Annotated in this window: 14 protein-coding genes; 9 read left to right on the top strand and 5 right to left on the bottom strand. The window is 48.0% G+C overall.

Annotated elements, in window-relative coordinates; all coding sequences use genetic code 11:
- Window positions 1–6: 6 nt before the first annotated feature.
- On the bottom strand, window positions 7–1,041 hold the full coding sequence (locus tag AC790_RS18980; RefSeq protein ID WP_049852794.1) for a hypothetical protein: 1,035 nt from the start codon (window positions 1,039–1,041) through the stop codon (window positions 7–9).
- Window positions 1,042–1,233: 192 nt separating this feature from the next.
- Between AC790_RS18980 and AC790_RS18985 the strand changes: the two genes are divergently transcribed.
- Genes AC790_RS18985 through AC790_RS19005 form a run of 5 tightly spaced genes read left to right on the top strand, consistent with a single transcriptional unit; the run spans window position 1,234 to window position 5,954 of the window.
- Entirely contained in the window at window positions 1,234–1,629 is a 396-nt protein-coding gene (locus AC790_RS18985) for a TIGR03757 family integrating conjugative element protein (RefSeq protein ID WP_049852795.1), read from the top strand.
- Window positions 1,626–2,603: a TIGR03756 family integrating conjugative element protein gene (locus tag AC790_RS18990; RefSeq protein WP_072093452.1), complete on the top strand. Its 978-nt coding sequence runs from the start codon at window positions 1,626–1,628 to the stop codon at window positions 2,601–2,603. Before AC790_RS18985 ends, AC790_RS18990 begins: the two co-directional genes overlap by 4 nt.
- A gap of 8 nt (window positions 2,604–2,611) precedes the next feature.
- On the top strand, window positions 2,612–4,066 hold the full coding sequence (locus tag AC790_RS18995) for an integrating conjugative element protein (protein WP_049852796.1): 1,455 nt from the start codon (window positions 2,612–2,614) through the stop codon (window positions 4,064–4,066).
- Window positions 4,066–4,446 (top strand): hypothetical protein, encoded by a 381-nt coding sequence (locus AC790_RS19000; RefSeq protein WP_049852797.1) that lies wholly within the window; start codon window positions 4,066–4,068, stop codon window positions 4,444–4,446. Before AC790_RS18995 ends, AC790_RS19000 begins: the two co-directional genes overlap by 1 nt.
- The gene (locus tag AC790_RS19005) at window positions 4,446–5,954 is read left to right on the top strand and encodes a conjugal transfer protein TraG N-terminal domain-containing protein (protein WP_049852798.1); all 1,509 of its coding nucleotides are present in this window, start codon (window positions 4,446–4,448) and stop codon (window positions 5,952–5,954) included. Before AC790_RS19000 ends, AC790_RS19005 begins: the two co-directional genes overlap by 1 nt.
- A 27-nt stretch (window positions 5,955–5,981) precedes the next feature.
- Here the strand turns inward: AC790_RS19005 and AC790_RS24810 are convergent, their stop codons facing one another.
- Both AC790_RS24810 and AC790_RS19010 read right to left on the bottom strand, forming a co-directional pair.
- Window positions 5,982–6,389 (bottom strand): hypothetical protein, encoded by a 408-nt coding sequence (locus tag AC790_RS24810; protein WP_152929147.1) that lies wholly within the window; start codon window positions 6,387–6,389, stop codon window positions 5,982–5,984.
- A gap of 424 nt (window positions 6,390–6,813) precedes the next feature.
- The gene (locus AC790_RS19010; protein WP_200902276.1) at window positions 6,814–7,383 is read right to left on the bottom strand and encodes a hypothetical protein; all 570 of its coding nucleotides are present in this window, start codon (window positions 7,381–7,383) and stop codon (window positions 6,814–6,816) included.
- A gap of 429 nt (window positions 7,384–7,812) precedes the next feature.
- Here AC790_RS19010 and AC790_RS19015 point away from each other — a divergent pair, with 429 nt between their 5' ends.
- Window positions 7,813–8,457 carry an Abi family protein gene (locus AC790_RS19015; RefSeq protein WP_049852799.1) on the top strand — a complete coding sequence of 215 codons (645 nt, stop codon included), beginning with the start codon at window positions 7,813–7,815 and terminating at the stop codon, window positions 8,455–8,457.
- Window positions 8,458–8,598: 141 nt separating this feature from the next.
- Window positions 8,599–9,291, top strand: a complete 693-nt coding sequence (locus AC790_RS19020; RefSeq protein ID WP_235440753.1) for a DUF2913 family protein — start codon at window positions 8,599–8,601, stop codon at window positions 9,289–9,291.
- 29 nt (window positions 9,292–9,320) lie between these two features.
- Here the strand turns inward: AC790_RS19020 and AC790_RS19025 are convergent, their stop codons facing one another.
- On the bottom strand, window positions 9,321–10,352 hold the full coding sequence (locus tag AC790_RS19025; RefSeq protein ID WP_049852800.1) for a tyrosine-type recombinase/integrase: 1,032 nt from the start codon (window positions 10,350–10,352) through the stop codon (window positions 9,321–9,323).
- A gap of 713 nt (window positions 10,353–11,065) precedes the next feature.
- Here AC790_RS19025 and AC790_RS19030 point away from each other — a divergent pair.
- Window positions 11,066–13,588, top strand: coding sequence for a type I restriction enzyme HsdR N-terminal domain-containing protein (locus AC790_RS19030; protein WP_049852801.1), 2,523 nt, complete (start codon window positions 11,066–11,068; stop codon window positions 13,586–13,588).
- Between the two features lie 271 nt (window positions 13,589–13,859).
- On the opposite strand, the gene AC790_RS19035 is transcribed toward AC790_RS19030, so the two are convergent.
- Window positions 13,860–14,231, bottom strand: coding sequence for a helix-turn-helix domain-containing protein (locus tag AC790_RS19035; protein ID WP_049852802.1), 372 nt, complete (start codon window positions 14,229–14,231; stop codon window positions 13,860–13,862).
- Window positions 14,232–14,980: 749 nt separating this feature from the next.
- Between AC790_RS19035 and AC790_RS19040 the strand changes: the two genes are divergently transcribed.
- The gene (locus tag AC790_RS19040) at window positions 14,981–16,501 is read left to right on the top strand and encodes a recombinase family protein (RefSeq protein WP_049852803.1); all 1,521 of its coding nucleotides are present in this window, start codon (window positions 14,981–14,983) and stop codon (window positions 16,499–16,501) included.
- Window positions 16,502–16,773: the final 272 nt, after the last annotated feature.

Below are 16,773 nucleotides of genomic sequence, written 5' to 3' on the forward strand. Positions count from 1 at the left end.
GCTAAATTAAAAGGTGTATGCTGTTCTCGTTAAAAGTCTATCTTCATAGTTTTCAAATATCAGTGTCCAATCCTCATCTCCAGGATACACTTGGCAAACTCGTTCAGCTCGAAACAACTCTGGTTCGATTTTATTTTTTGCAAATGGGTTGTGAAAAACCATAAGCCCATCAGTTATTTTTTCTTCATAATCTGAGGGCCATTTTTCTATATGCTTTACTTTCCCATCGGGTGGGGTTGACCATGTCGAACTGATCATTATTTTTTCCCCTTTTTTGTTTGCTAAAGCCTGCAACTTACTGAAAGTGGCTGCATTATTAAATATTACAGCACTTAAACATTCATATTGATTGTCATTGAATATTCCAAGGGGTATTTCAGCCCCATTTCCCTTCTCTACAAAACCAAGGTTTTCAACTGGTGGGCCATCAGGGTATAGCTCCGGATGGTCTAATGCTATGTCTTCGTTAACATATTCATCATATAACACGGCCCTGATAGGGCGATCATTTTGAAGGTTGAAAAACCTCTGTTCAAAAGGGGCTAGAGCAATTATAAATGGTTTTCCTTTAACATGTGACAATTTGCTGTAACTTTTTTCATACTTTTTAACTTTTGATATGATTGAATTATTAATCCTTATCATTGCCTCCTTGTTTAGCTCCCAGAACCTTTTTGGAATTGAACGTTGGTAATCATCCATTCGGTCCCACTCTGGAACTTTTCCGAGCGCTGAATTGCAAATCGTCGCCTCAACAATAATATCAGCACAACTTTTATTTATTAAAAAATCAGGAGAGCCGTTGGAAAGGTCAACTTTAAAATCCATTTCTTTAAATGCTGAATAAAGATAAACCTCCCAAAATGTTGAGTTAAAAGTGCTTTGAAACTCTTTAACCAATTTACCATCTCTGTCACTGAAACCAGAAGCCCATTCATTGAATAATTTCCTTGCATTTATATACTTCTCTGGCAGAAGCCTCTCAAAGTTAGGGTGATATTCTTTTGGGTCAATTACCGGATTAAAAAAATCCATTTCCATGCGACCTCCCTTAACGTGATGACAATTTGTATATTGAGTAATTACATATTAATAAATTACTCTTTTTAGTCTTTTCCTAATAGCTTTTTACTTGAAAGGGCTAAATTTTTTACTTTCGAAAAAGAGTTTACTGCTGAAAGCCAGACCACGCGCTGCCACTCTGACGGCCTGTTACCGTAACGGAGATCCGCTATGCGACTCAGGCTATTCCACTCACTTTTCCTGTTTATACCGTTTCAGCTGATGGCGGGCACCGTTGTGTATACCGATGCTGAACACCCCCCTCAGAATCTGACTGATGACAGCTCGGTTGTCTGGCTTGATGGCCCCGACCGCCTGCAGGACTCCATTTTCGGCCAGCTGGCAGCCGATCCGCAGCTGGCCGCTCAGCAGGCCCGCGAAATCATTCAGTCGCCGCAATGGCCCGGACAGCAGGAGCAGATTGCTCAGGCATACCGACAGGTTGTACATGCCTGGGAGATCGGGATACATAAGTTCCCCGCCGTCGTTTTCGATGATCGGGATGTGGTTTATGGCACGGCCGACGTTTCCAGGGCTGCCACGCTTCGTAGTCAGGGGGGTAAATGATGCGCTTCTCCCCCGGAACACACTTCAACGCCGCCGGTGTTGCCACCGTGCTGGTAGCAGCCGCGACTCCCGCCACGGTTTCCGCTATTAATACTGCCGGCATCATTGCCAGCGCCATTACCCAGGACTGCATCAGCTGGCGCGTCAGCGGCATCTGTTACTGGCTGATGTGTACGCCCTTTGGCTGTTCGGTGAAAACCTCCGTCAAGGTGACGCACTTCATTCCTGAAGTGGTGGTGTCCACCTACACCGACCCGGGCGGTAATCCCTGGACAGAAATGGCGTTTATGATCGGCGCGTCCGGTACGATCGATAACGCGCTGACCAGCGGTGCGCCAGCCGGCGGCGGTAACGCTGCCGATATCAAGACGCCCGGGCAGCGCAAGTCGAACATCAAATTCAAGTACGCCGATGCGATAGGCCACCCTGCCACCTCCGTCATTGGCGGCAGCATTGCCGGTTACTCGTGCGATACCGCCGCCACGCCATTCAATCCCTACTTTCTGAGCACGCTGGATTCACTTGTCTGGCGATCGGGACTGCCTGAATCGCTGTATCCCGAGGCGCTGGTTCCCGGCCAGCGCGAACTGGGCAGCCAGGTCAGCGCCAACATGTGGGGCAACATTTATCCCCGCTCCGGCTTCGTCAGCCAGACAGACGATGACAAAGCCTCCGCCGTGGTCGCGCAGCGGGTCGCCGACATTATCACCCGCTCCGGGCAGCCTCACGTTTATCAGGTACTGAAGGGCACGCACAAGGCCGGCTACTGGCCGCCAGGAGAGGTGAAAGAAAACACGGGCACGGCGAATCATAAATGGCAGCGCCTGTCGCCCACGCTTTCCGCTTCCTGCGCCATCTTTCCTGACGGCGCGTATCCCATTGCTCAGGACGGTAACGAAGCATATGCGCTCTGGCAGCCCTACAGCTGCTGCAAGCGACGCGGCCAGACTTTCCTCTATTCAACTGACTTCTGAGAGGCACAATGTCACCAGTTCAATTTAAATCGGCCGCGCTTGCGCTGTGCATCGCGTCCGCAGCGGCATCCGCACAGGCGGCAGACGATGATCAGTCCGGCGCATTCGGTATTTCACTGCCCTCTGTGAACAACAGCGCCATAGGCTACGGCAAGGACGTCAGCGGCGCGGTTTCTGACAAGCTCTACTATACGCTCGGTGGCGGCTCAGTGATTTCACAGCCGGCAACGCGCAGCAACATGCGTAAAATCGGTATGAGCGCAGGCTGGAGCAGCGACCTGATGTGCGGCAACTTTGACCTGAAAACGACGGTCGGTAATCAGCTCAACGGCGTAACAAACGGCTTCAAAAACCTCATGGGCGACGTGGTGCAGAACGCCACCGGTGCCGTCGCCAGCCTGCCGGCGATGATTATCCAGCGTGCCAATCCCGGCCTGTACGACATGCTCACAAACGGCGTGCTGCAGGCAAACGTCTCTTTTGATAAAGCCCAGCTCAACTGCCAGAACATGTCGAAGCGCATGATGGATTTTGCCGGCAACAACAAATGGACGCAGGGCGCGGTCATGGATGAATACCGCTCACTTGTTAACAGTGGAGACGCTGATGCTGTCCGCGTGAATAACTCAGCGGACAAGCTGCAGGGCAACTCAGGCCAGAACTGGATTGGCGGACAGAAACGGGGCGGTCAGGGGCAGCAGGCCATCCGGCCAACGCATGATTTAACGGCCGCAGGGTTCAATATGATGAACAGCCTGCCGGTACTGAGCTCTGACACGGTCAGCAGCAACAGCTGCAACGGGGGGGCCTGCGGAAAATATGCCAGCGCTGAAGAAGCGGCCAAAGCCGTGGTGCAGGTTGTGGGAGACAGCTCCCTGCGCACCTGCAGCGACGCATCTCAGTGTACCAGCGGCGATGACGAACAGCAGCCGGGGGCTACTCAGGCCGGCACCGGCTTTGCGCCGATCCTGGAAGAGACTACCAAAGAGAATACTGAACAGCTGGTAAAACTTGTTAACGGCACCGAGCAGCCCAACGCGACGAACCTGGCAAAACTCAAAACCGGCAGTTTACCCATCACTGCAGGTGTCATCAGAGCACTGCAGAGGGATCCTGACAACGCCGCCCTGACCGCCCGCCTCGCCGGCGAGCTGGCGATGGCGGATACGGTTGAAACCGCGCTGATTATGCGCCGCATGATTGTTACCGGCATGTCTGAGCCTAACGCTGCCGCGCAGAATGCGGCCATTGAGGAAGGAGATCGTCGCGTGGCGGCCATCGATCGCGAGATCACCGCATTACGCAACGAAATGGAGCTCAAGCGCGAGCTGTCACGCAATTCTGTACTCACCATTATCGTTCGGGAAAACGGGCGCGTTAACAGTAACCCGCAGACACAGAGCGATGACAGCACCGACAACCGCATTAACCGTCTGGCTGTTCCTGAGACGGAAAACAACTGATGAGAGCGCATCCTGTGAAAACCGAAAACGGGGCGCAACGCGCCTCATTTTTCCGCCGGCACCCCGCGCTGTTTCGCGTGCTGTCTACTGCCGGCGCTCTGCTGGCATTCCTGCTGGCCGGGCTCATTGTCGCGGACCAGGCTATCAAAGATCCTGCTCAGGCCGCTGCATTTCATGACTGGATGGTGCATGCCCGCTATGGCTGGCTGGTATGGCGCCTGGCGGTTTATGGTGCGCTGGCGTGGGGATTTGTGAAAGTATTCCGTGCGCCGGGCTTCGGTCCGCAACACCGCCAACCGCTGATCCGCATTGCGGCTGTCAGCCTTATTTTTGCCGTGGTCTGTGAACTGGTGCTGCTCGGCGGCACGGGAGCGTCCTGATGCTGACTAACAGCTACCTGGAATATTTCCTTACCCTTCTCGGCTGGGTGGTTAACAACGGACTCTGGAATATTCTCATCACAACCGGCCTGTTTGCCGCGCCTGTCGCTTTCCGGCTTATCGGCATCTGGCTGAAAGTACGTGAAGAAGGTGAAGATGAGGGTAATAAAGGTGCACTGTCCATACCCCGCATGGAAAATGCGATTTACAGCTCTTTTCTGGTGATGATTGCCTGCTGTATGCCGCTGATGAACGTCGATATGAGCACGATAAAATATGACACGTCGCGTGCGCAGAGCTGCGGTACGTGGACGCCAAAAGCGCCTGATGACACGGGATATTCACCGGTCATATCGAGCATTAACGATCAGACGGCTGCCGCGCCGGTATGGTGGTATCTGATTCACAAGCTGGCAAAGGGCATTACGCAGGCGTCTATTGCCACAATCCCGTGCCGTCCGGACATGCGTCAGCTCCGCTTTGAGGTTCAGCACACGCGGATTAACAACAAATCTCTCGCGGAGGAGCTGCAGGACTTTACCAACGACTGCTATTCACTCGCGCTGTATATGTGGAAACGTCAGGATCAGGGGCAGACGAAAGACAAAGCGACGCTGCGTGATATTGAGTGGATAGGCAGCAAAACCTTCCTCAGTAATTATTACGGCAGCCTGCAATCGAAAACGCCCCGGGCGGAATTTGCCTGGAACGAAGGCCGCGATAGCGGAAGGCCGGATACCGGCCGGGGTGGCTACCCAACCTGCAGCGAGTGGTGGAATAAAGCCGATACCGGACTGCAGGCCCGCGTCGTCGATCAGGCTGACCCGGGATTGTGGACCCGTCTGTCGGCAGCCATGACGATGATTGTGGGAAACTCGGCAGACTATAAGGAGGCTATTATCCGCCGCCTGGTCAGCCCTGAGAGTCTGACCGTATCGCAGGGAGGACACGTCTATGCCGGCTACGGAGGCAACGCCGATTTTACGCTTGATAACTCCGTTTCCCGTGTGGCTGCGATCAGCGGCACCGCGTTAGGCAGTCTGGCTGCGTTCCCGGCATTCGATGCCATGCGCCAGGCGCTGCCAATGGTGCAGGCTGTATTGCTTATGGCGGTGGTGGTGATTCTGCCGCTTATTCTGGCGTTCTCAGCCTATGAAATTAAGACCGTCATTACGCTTACGTTTGTGCTTTTTGCCCTTAACTTCCTGACGTTCTGGTGGGAGCTGGCTCGATGGCTCGACAGCTGGCTGCTAACAGCGTTATACAGTTCTGACACGCACAGCAGCTTTAACATGGCAGGTTTTCAGAACAGTTCGGATGACTTGATCATGAACTTTGTTATGGCCACGATGTTTCTTGTACTACCTGCAGTGTGGATGGGGGCTCTGTCATGGGCGGGTATCAGAATAGGCAGCACTTTAGACGGTGCATTTAAAAGTGGAACCTCTCAGGTTCAAAAGAGTGGGGGAGAAGCGGTAGAGAAGGCAAAAGGAGCAGTGAAAATCTAATTAAACCGACGGTTAGTTTAGCATCGGCTAATCGTCGTCTTCTCTGTCTAACCTCGAAGCAGTTACCGTAATATCGTCAGGACCGCTGTAAAAACCATCTCCGTCATTCCCGCTTCTGAATTGCCCACCTGCAGCACAGGAACTGTTAGATGACGTAGTATCCAAAGCATCTAATGCACTTAACTGAATGTGGCGAACCATATAAACGAAAGCAGCAACAATGATGATTACGGTGCCGATTGCAAATCCCGCAACTATGGCCAAAGTCAGGAGTATAAGAACGGAAAAGGGCACGGCAGATTTTCCTATCGATGCCGGTATATTTTTCCTGTCTGCCCAGGTAGCAAAGCGGTTATCTGAATCATAGTAGACACGAGATAGGCGCTTCCAGACAGATGCAGCTTTTGTTCCGCGAGTATATGCGGCTGAACTCATACGTACCTCAATTGAATTTGCCTTAAGCTGACAATACCGAAAGTTAATCAGAATTGCACATTGAGTTAAAGCAGTAGCCTGTAGTTACAACACACATAAATAGATCTATTAACATCTACACCGAGCCGAACCTGAAACCCCGCGCCTCTCTCAGTACCTGCACCCCGGTTGCCCCCGCTGACCAGCCGCCGCCGCCCGGCCCGAAGGGCCGGATCAGTAGAGGCTGATGGATGGATGCTGTAACTACTGTTTCTTCTTCGCTGTGAGTGTTGCCGCGGGTTCTTTTTTTCGTCTGCGACCGTCTGACTTCAGTGCGCCTGAAAGGCCGCTGCATAAACAGCTGTCAGACAGGAAGCTGTTTTGTTCCCTGCTGAAAGGTGCTCGCACTGAAAGCACCACCACAGGTTACCGATGTGAATGGACGTCATTCGGTATCAACCATATTGTTATATTTCGTACGCTTTACCAGCCACGGTAATGCCGGCTGTGAGCGAATCTTTTTGGCACTGTTGCGGGCAAAAAAGTGAGTTTGCAGATCTTCAAAAACCCGGTTTCTGCCTTCCATCCGATAAATGATAATGAAGAAGATCAGCGGCTTTTCAGCCCCATTCCAGATAGTGCTCGCTTTATGAAGCACGTCGACAAGATGTTCTTTGCGACTGTAGGAAACGAACGTGGAAAAAAATGGCTCGCTGCTTTTCTCTTTAAGCTTTTCAAGCTCGTTCACCCGGGGCTTGTGCGCAGGCGTCCATTCCCACTCAATATTTGTTAACACCGGCTGCAGCTCATCAGGGTATCGGATAACCGCATCGGTGCGATTTCCTTGCTCAAAAAAGGCGCGTCCCCCAAGCAGCTTTGCACATTGCCTGACCACCAGGCCTATATGTATTGTCCAGTTTGCCCGATTAATGGCGGGGTCGCTTTCAGTTACAGGAAAGTCCTGATACCACAGGCAGTTAAATAAGCAGATGAAGTCACGCTCGATCCTTCTCATTTGGTCTCCGTTCAAAGTCAATTCGGCTTAAGCCATGTGCGATAACCTTTATCGGACGCACACAGATAAGCTTTATCGGAAGGCAACTAAAAACGGAATGAGGAAGTCAGAAGGAGTCCAGCAGCAGCCCTGTACTCTGCTGGCAGTAATAAAAAGTGTTAATCCTGAAACCTGTACTGCTATGAATTATAAGGTAGAATAATCCGGTTACAGCCAGATAAATGGGCGGATTGCTATGGCTTACCGCCGGTTGCAACGCCTTTAAAACGACAAAACCGCCAAAGGCGGTTTTGTCTGAAAGGGGTGGTCCTGCTGAACAGGACCAGAACGAACCTGGTGTCATCACCGGTATGGTGGCCGGGAGAGGACGCGAGCCCAGGGCTGCGTAGTGATTATAACAATACCTAATAAAAATGTAAAAGGGCGCCTATGGAGTGGAACGAACTGGAGAAGCATTTTTCTGCTGCCCGCCTGGGACGTTACCTGGCTGCGCGCGGTGGAGACGAGGCGAGGGCTGCGCAGGACTATGCGTTTAATCTCCGGCTGGCCGAAGCCATGATGCCTCTTCTTAATACTCTGGAAATCGCACTGAGAAATGGTGTTCATTCCCGCCTGACCGCGCGCTATAAGCGCACAGACTGGTGGGCAGAGTGGAAAGAAGACCCGCTATTCCGCTGGCAAAATAAAGAAATTGCTAACGCAATAAACAAACTGGATCGTCGCCATGAGGCTCGTACGGCAGATAAAGTCATAGCAGAACTGACATTCGGGTTCTGGAGTTCTCTTTTCAACACTCAGTTTCAGGATGTGTTATGGAAGGATCTTCGCCTGGTGTTTACCCGTTGCCCGAAGGCATTGCGACAGCGCCACAACATATCTGCTGCTCTCAATCAGATACGCGATTTGCGTAACCGCATTTTTCACCATGAGCCCCTGCTTTGGCTCAGGCCACCATTACCGGAACATCATGCAGCAGGGGTTAAGGTCATAAGCTGGATTGCTCCCGAGCTGGCACAATGGCTTGCTGGACTCGATCGCATGAACGCGGTCTGGGCAAACAGCCAGAAAACCTGAGTTGTCATGTATTAAAATTGCATTGTCGCCTAAGGGTATCTGTTTAAATACGGGAGCGATAATGTGCAGAAATGAAACAAAATATAGTCAGTCAGTTTATAACCGAAGCGGTTATAGCCCGGGCAACCATCCCTGAACAGGTTGCACACGATTAAACTCAAATCTAAATATCATATGGATACTTCAAATCCTAACGCTGAACATCTTGCATGGTGCGGTCTCATAGCACTCAATATGGCACGAAAAGCGGGAACGGTTAATTCTCCCGCTCAGGAGAATCTCTTTCTTTGCCGATGGCTGGCTACAGCTGAAAAGAAACGCCTGTTCAAACGTGAACTGGCCGATGACATACGCTGGCTACAGAAAGAAGGGCGTGAAAAAGGAATGCGGGCCGATCTTCCCGGAAAGATGGAGTATCTCTGGCGAGCCAGTAAGGGCGATCTGCTGGAACAGAATGACCTCTTTCGTCTGCAGCATGTCATGCATGCTATTAAGATGACCGGCATTAATTATGCCGTGCTCAGCGAAAATGTATGGGAAGGGCGGCACGCTGTCCGGATAAGCCCCAGAGAGCCTAGACTCTATCTCAAACGCCTCAATCTCGACACTGGTTTCGATGAAAGCGGATGCCAGATACAGAAGCTATCAGCACGTGTTACCTCTGATCTGATGGCATTAGATACGCTTTTAACGCGCGCAGGGTGGAAGCGGGAACCTGACAAAACAACGCCTTTGCTACATTACCAGGTGTCAAATCAGAATAATGAAAACCCAATTGCGGGGGAGGCTATAAACTGCCCAGTCGAAGGCCTTCATTCAGGGTGTCAAGGATAACGCTTAGGCTGCCTACCGCAGAAATTAAGCTAATCGTCATCACTTTCCATGAGTCCGACCATTGCGCCCCGGTGAGCTTCTACCATACGGATATATCGCATAACCGTCTGGGTCTGCGTCCAAGTTCCTTCCTGCATGATCTGCGCAATCGAAATCCCATTCCTGGCCATATCCTGCGCAGCACCGACGCGAGCGCTGTGACCACTCCAGCTGGAATAGCGTCCCTTGTTTGTTTTCAGTGGAGTCCTAGCACCCGCCTGATGTCTTGCACGGCGCCAGACATCCTCCAGACACGGGGCACTCATGGGCACGGTTGAGAAGGTGGTTACTTTGTTTGACCGGTGGACTGGGCAGAACAGTACCGCGTCGGGTTCGCCAGCTAGACCGGCTGCGTTAATCCATTCCATCAGCCGTTCAGAAGAGCGCGTGCTGAGCGCCTTAACAATCCCACCCGACTGCAGGATGGTCTTTGTCCAGCCCACATCGAGGATGATGCGACCGTCGGCCGCCCGTGAAATGTCCCGCACCCGCAGGCGGGATAATTCACTCATACGCAGCAACGTACCGTATGCCACGTGCATGAAGGCGAGGTCCCGCAGGTGCTGAAGCCGGGGCGAATGCTTCCAAGCCGCATCGAGACGATTCAGATCCGGCCGGCAAAAGGGCACCGCCTGCCCGGTGCGCTCGCCGGAGACGATGGCCGTACGATTGATTTTCTTTTTTGCACGAATAACGTCAGGTGAAACAGTCGGGGGTACCAGCCCGGCGTTACGGTGTAACATCGAGATAAGCGCAGCGTGTACCGAGATGGTAGATGTTGAGCGGCCGATGCCCTGCAGGTGAAACAGGTAGTCCTGCATGTCCTCCGGCGACATCGGCAGAAACGTTCGCCGGTTTTCCTGCGACCAGCGCCAGCAGATCCGCATCACGCTGAGCAGCTGGCGCCACGTGTTAGGCGAGAAGGCCTCCCTGTGCCGGACAAAGGCGGCCAGCTTCGCGGTGAGATCGTCACCGGCGCTGCCGCTAAGGGCCACGCCGGTAAAACCGGAGATGTCGTTCATGTCTGCTCAGTATTTACCCGTTTTGCTGACGGCAGCGCTACGTGAATTCTGAAGAAAAAGCAGGGCAGATGCCCGCCAGATTTTACGTAGCGATGCCGGAGTTTTAACCGCTTACGACCGGCCTCAATCAACAGCGCAGCGTTCGGTTCTAGCCGTATTGTATAAATGACTGCAAAGCTCACGATCCGGCCCGGATCCGCATGATACAGGGGATTGCCGAGTTTGTCTGGACTTATATAAAGATAATTATACAAGGTTAGAGGTATGAGCGAGTGTTCGATTCGGAGGACAGGTATCGAGCCGTGAGGGTTCGTATAACTCCCATTATATGAAGTTAGGAAGATTTGTGATTAACAATCAATATTTTTGGATGAAGCATTAGACCATGACAGGATGATGCGCTATAAACATAATTATACAGGGCTATAAACTGCTGGTTGTTACAACTTAAATGAATTGGCTTAGGGATTTTTTTCACCTTATAAATTCTTAAATTATCAAGGTGAAATTTAGGTTACTAAATGGCTTACTAGACTATGCAATTGAATTTTAATCATTTTCATGAGAAATGAATCTATATTTCATAAATTTATTAAAAAACACGAAGTGTAACAATGCTACTAAAACTTGATAATACACCAACATAAGATTATTCTTAAACCTTGCTAATGCATTGAGTTAAAAAGACAATTCTCAACTGGGAGTGTAGTGAATTGAAAAATACTAAATTAGATGACATCCTTGAATCGCTGAAAGATATAAAAAAACATAGCCTAATGAGAGATGAAAATGAGGCTGAAACACGACATAAAATCATTGATTTTATATTACATGATTATCTTTCGTGGCCAAGAAATAGAGTTTCTGTCGAAGAATATATTGCACCGGGGTTTGCTGATTATGTTTTGAAGAAAACAAATGACGAAGATCTATTATTTATAGAAGCAAAGAAAACTGGCGTTTTTTTTGAATTGCCGCTAGCGCATTCTGATGAAGAGACATCATGTTATATCAGCATAGCGAAATTGTTAAGCAATGAGAACATTCGCTCTGCTATGAATCAGGTAAGAAGATATTGTTTTGATACAGGCTGTGAATATGCATGTATTACCAATGGATTAGAATGGATATTTTTCAAAACTTTTGAAAAGGGAAAAAGATGGGAGACCCTTAAAGCATTTGTAGTGAGAAACCTTGATTTCTTTTCGAAGGAATATACAAAAGCAATCAATAATTTATCATTCGTAGCAATTACTGAGCGCGCCTCACTTCCATCCTTTTTAAGCAGTGCCCTTCCCAAGGATAGAAGTATCTTCTTTCCAAAAGAAAAAATATCATCATATTCTCACACAATAAATGTTAACAGGTTGGCCATTAAACTACGACCAATTATAAATAGATATTTCGGTGTAATTAAGGATGATGACACTGATTTTATGGAAAGATGTTATGTATCTCAACGTGAATACCAAGGCACTTCAGATGGCATGAGGGTGTTGATCCAAGATTCTCTGTCTCCTTATTTTGAAAGTTATGGTGTTCAGCAACTTGATGATACGGGTAAAGGTGGTCGTTTAGGAGGGCGCCTCACAAAAAATATTAAAAAAAATCGTAAAGGTGAGGTTCTGGTTCTGTTTGGAGGGAAGGGTGCAGGGAAATCTACCTTCATCAAAAGGCTGCTTCATCATAATGCTCCTCGATGGCTAAAAGACCATGCTGCGATAGCCATTATCGACTTACTGAAAATACCAGAAGACACGTCTCTCATTAGGACATATATTTGGAATGAAATAATTAAGAAACTTGATAAAGATGACTTACTGAACTCAGACAGAGAAATATTAATAAATAGTTTATTTCATGATAAATTTATCACTGCTAAAAAACAGAATCTTGCTGGGCTTAGCGAAACGTCTGAAAATTACAATATAAAATTAAATTCTTTTATCTCGGATTGGAAAAATGATTCAACATATTGCGCTTCAAGATTAGTGGAGCATCTTTCAAAGTTAGAAAGAGGCACTATTATCGTAATTGATAATACTGATCAATACTCAACAGAGATACAAGATTTTTGCTTTTCATGTGCCCAAGAGATTTCCGAGAAACTTAAATGCATAGTTCTTATCTCCATGCGAGAAGAAAGATTCTATGATTCAAAAATTCATGGGGTATTAGATGCTTATCAAAATTCAGGATTTCATATAAGCTCCCCTAAGCCCTCCGAGGTTTTCAAACGAAGGTTAGATTATACTGTACATTTACTTGAAAGCAATATACATGTCACTCAGGACTTAGATGAAGATGACGCGTATTTTAGTGATAATGATAATCAATTTATTCAAGACAGCGCCATGTATCTCAAAATATTAAGTAGGGAATTCTCAAATGATCGCTCCCCACTCAATAACTTTTTAACTGCATGTGCACATGGTGATATTAGACTCTCACTCGATTTATTTAGAAGTTTTTCATTATCCGGCTACACAAATGTTGATGAAATGATTGCTAACAAATCATGGAATTTCATGATTCATCAAGTTATAAAACCTGTAATGACTCCGGACCGTTATTTTTACGATGAATCTTTAAGCGATATTCCAAACATTTTTCAATTAAGATCATCAAGAAATAGCTCACATTTTACGGGATTGCGCATCCTGAGAAAATTAGCAAAAGGAGAAGATCCTACTTCTCCATCCTATTTTTCAGTGGCTGAGTTAGTAGCTTACTTCACTGAAACTTTCAGTATGCAAGATGACTTTATTAAAAACTTGGATGTCCTTCTACGTCATGGTTTTGTAGAGTCAAATAATAGGTTAGATACTTTCTCTGAATCTGTTGATAGGATAAAAATAACAAACTATGGTATGTATATGCTCAAGGAACTAGCATATTACTTTACATACCTTGATCTTATATGCACAGACTGTGGAATATTCGATGAGGAAACGAGTAATTATTTAACTGAAGCAGCTAGAAAAGAGTATCATTATTTCACTAGCAGGGACAGAATTAAAAGAGTTGAAGTTCGTTTAGAGAGGGTTGAAAAGTTCATCCAATACATTCACTTAGAGGAATTACGTGAAAGAGATATTTATTCTTTAGGCATGCCTCAAGACGAAATGTTTTCTCATAAGGCACTTGATAATTTTGATAGTGAAAAGCAACGTGTGATGAGAAGTGCAAAAAGACAGAACTTTAAGTCCTCAAGTAAGCGTCAACCATATAGATAGCCCTCATTTAAGCCACAATATCGTGTGGCTTAAACCTTTAAGTAATTTTAATCTATTATAATAATTAATAGCCTCTTGGTCTCTAAAGAAAACAGTAAAAGTTAAGAATAAAATAAGATGTTGTAAGTGCTTTGCATAATTATAATTTAGCACTCCTTATAAGCTATTGATCTTATTCCATAATTAATATTATGTGTACTTAGCCATTGTAGCAAAGTCGTTATTTCAGCTCGCTTTTAACGCCTGCAGATGGCGCGGGTACCATATTACCTCATTCATCTGTTAACTGCGCTGGCACACAACCGTACAACGCGGCCAGCTTTACAATAGTAGAAAAGTGAGGTTTTGACCCTCTTTCGATCGCCGAAACAGTAGCCTGTGTAATACCCATCGCCTCAGCAACCTGTAACTGAGTTAGATTGCGGTAAAGACGCCACGCAGCTCGAAGTGTGACGCCTTTTTCAATTGAGATGTTCATTACTATGCCAGGAACCTTCGATTCCTCATTAAGACCTGCCGGGTGAGGGACTGAATCCCATAGTTCAGGAAGCCAGTTGTCGCTGATGAGTTTTTCGAATAATTCAATGGGTACGATTGCCGCTTTACGTTTACCGGAACTATCAGTAATAAATTCAATTTTCATGTATAAATTCCAATTAATTCATCAGGCGAATTCAAGATATGTATATTTATCCACAAAACGCGCTGGCTCAGCAATAAGTTATCAGTTTCACGGAATTATTCAGCCTTATCGACTATAATGCCTCAAAAACCTCATCCAAGGTGGTATTACTATGCAGTCTAAGATATCAACCACTCCAATCCATCTTCGCACTAGCTGGCCGGGCTCATCATCTCAATAAGTCCGCTAATGTACCTCTGCCGCTAACAGTGAATTATCGGTCTTTAGGATGGCCAGTATGGCATGCGGAAAAAGTTACTTAAGTATTTCGACGCAGGTAAACAGACGAAACAATACCTCATCAACTATTAAAATGTCTCAAATAAGAAAATAGTACAATTATTTTCCGTTTTCCTTTGCCACTTTATCGCTGATAATGCTGTCCGCCGAACATAAGGCACCAGCAACAACTTCATGAGGCTGATACTCTCCTTAAGCAAAATTCAGGATATTTCTGTTAAGTATGCTCTTACCTGCCGGGAGCCGATTGACGTTTTGAAATCTACTCGTAGCTCAGCTATGACCTAAGTCTAATGGGTAACTAAGGCCGCTATAGGACTGAAAAAATCCAGAAATTGAACTCACCAAGCATTTCCGGCCTAAAGTTTTGCTATATTGCTTCTGATGACCTTATGCGTATCTCAACACAACAGAACGGCAATCTTGCATGCAGATGCCCTCACATATTAATGCTCGCTGTGGAGATCGTTATGAAAAGGGCGATTGCCTATCTGCGTTTTTCCTCACTGACACAGCTTCAGGGCGACTCCGTCCGCAGGCAGAAAAGACTAATTGATGAATGGCTGAAACAACACACTGACTACTACCTCGATCCGGTGACGTTTGAGGACCTCGGCCTCAGTGCCTGGCGCGGTGAGCATGCTGCCCGGGGCGCCTTTTCCGCGTTCATGGAGGCAGTGCAGCGTAACCTCATAGAAAGCGGCAGCGTGCTGCTTATCGAAAGTCTGGACAGGTTGTCGCGCGAAAAAATCGGCGATGCAACCGGTCGGCTACACGCAATTCTCAAGGCTGGGATCGATGTCGTGACCCTCAGCGACAGCACGCATTATACTCGTGATTCGCTAGACGATCCCTTCGCCATCATCAGGGCTATCCTGATCGCTCAACGTGCGAATGAAGAAAGCGAGATTAAGTCAAAGCGTATGCGCGCGGCGTGGGCTGAGAAACGCAGGGAAGCGGCGCAGAGCGGCCGCGTGATGACGACCAAATGCCCTTACTGGCTCAGGGTTAATGACGCGCGCGACGGTTTTGACGTACTGGAAGACCGGGCAGAGGTTATACGGCAGATTTTTCGCTTACGCCTGGATGGGCTGTCTTACGGAAGAATCAGTCGCGAGCTTAATGAAAGAGGCATTGAGAACCTCAAAGGCAAAGCCTCCCAGTGGCATTCTGCTTCTGTCGAGCGCCTGATTAAGAAGAAATCCGTGATCGGGGTCTTGCAGTCTTCCCGGCACCTCATCGTCTCCGGCGTTAACGAAATTCCCGGCTATTACCCTGTAATAATTGAGAAAGAAGATTTTGAGCGCGCCCAGCTGATAAATTTTGAGCCTGAAAGCAGGAAAGACAGTAATTTCAATCCTTACCTTATAAACATATTCAGAAGCCTGATGCGCTGTAAACAGTGCGGCCACTCCATTATTCTGTCCGGCATCTCGGCGAAAGGTTACGGCCACTATGTCTGCGCCATGCGCCGGGAAAACCGTTGTCAGTCGGCCTATCTCCGCCGGGATCTAACCGATCATTTTCTCATATCAGGCCTGTTAAAAGGAGCATCCGGTATGTTTACCCAACAGTCTGAGGCGGACCGGCTGTCGGTTATGGCATCACGAAGAGATGAGCTGTCCGGCAGGCTACAGAACATCATTACGGCCATTGAACACGCACAGGATGTGGCCGAGCTGAGCATGCGGGCAAAAGCGCTGTCGGCTGAAATCAGGCAGCTTGAAAGAGAGATGACATTGTCAGACGGTGAGAAAAATATCAGAGCAGCAATCCCTGAAAACTGGATAAATATCGGAGATCGCAGAGAATGGCAGCGGCTTGCCCGGAAAACGGTGCGCATTATTAAAGTGGACGCGTCTGCAAAAACCTGTGATGTATACCTCATTAATGGTATGAACATAATTAATTATCCGCTGGCGAGGCCGGTAGCGTGGTCTGGTATTGTGGATGCCATGGCCTGGTCAGACGAAAAAGAAATTATCCTGTGACATCCGGTAAAATAATGTTAGTTCAACAGTCCGTCGCTAGGATTATCGCGGGTTACAGATTATTGGTGAAGGTGGTGAGCTGATAGTGATTTGAGTGCGCGTTTAGATACTTCATTTAACATAATTATGATTGTACGCCCTTTGATTATGGAAGCAAAGCTGACCTGGCCGTTCTGAGCTAAGCTTACCTGGCCGCTTCGGGCTACCTGCTGAGGATCCTGATATGACGGCTTCTGGTGCGGAGTTTTTCACGATGAACGAAGTTAACCGCC

It is taken from the genome of Pantoea sp. RIT-PI-b, assembly GCF_001187905.1.
In the GTDB taxonomy this organism is placed as follows: Bacteria; Pseudomonadota; Gammaproteobacteria; order Enterobacterales; family Enterobacteriaceae; genus Pantoea; species Pantoea nemavictus.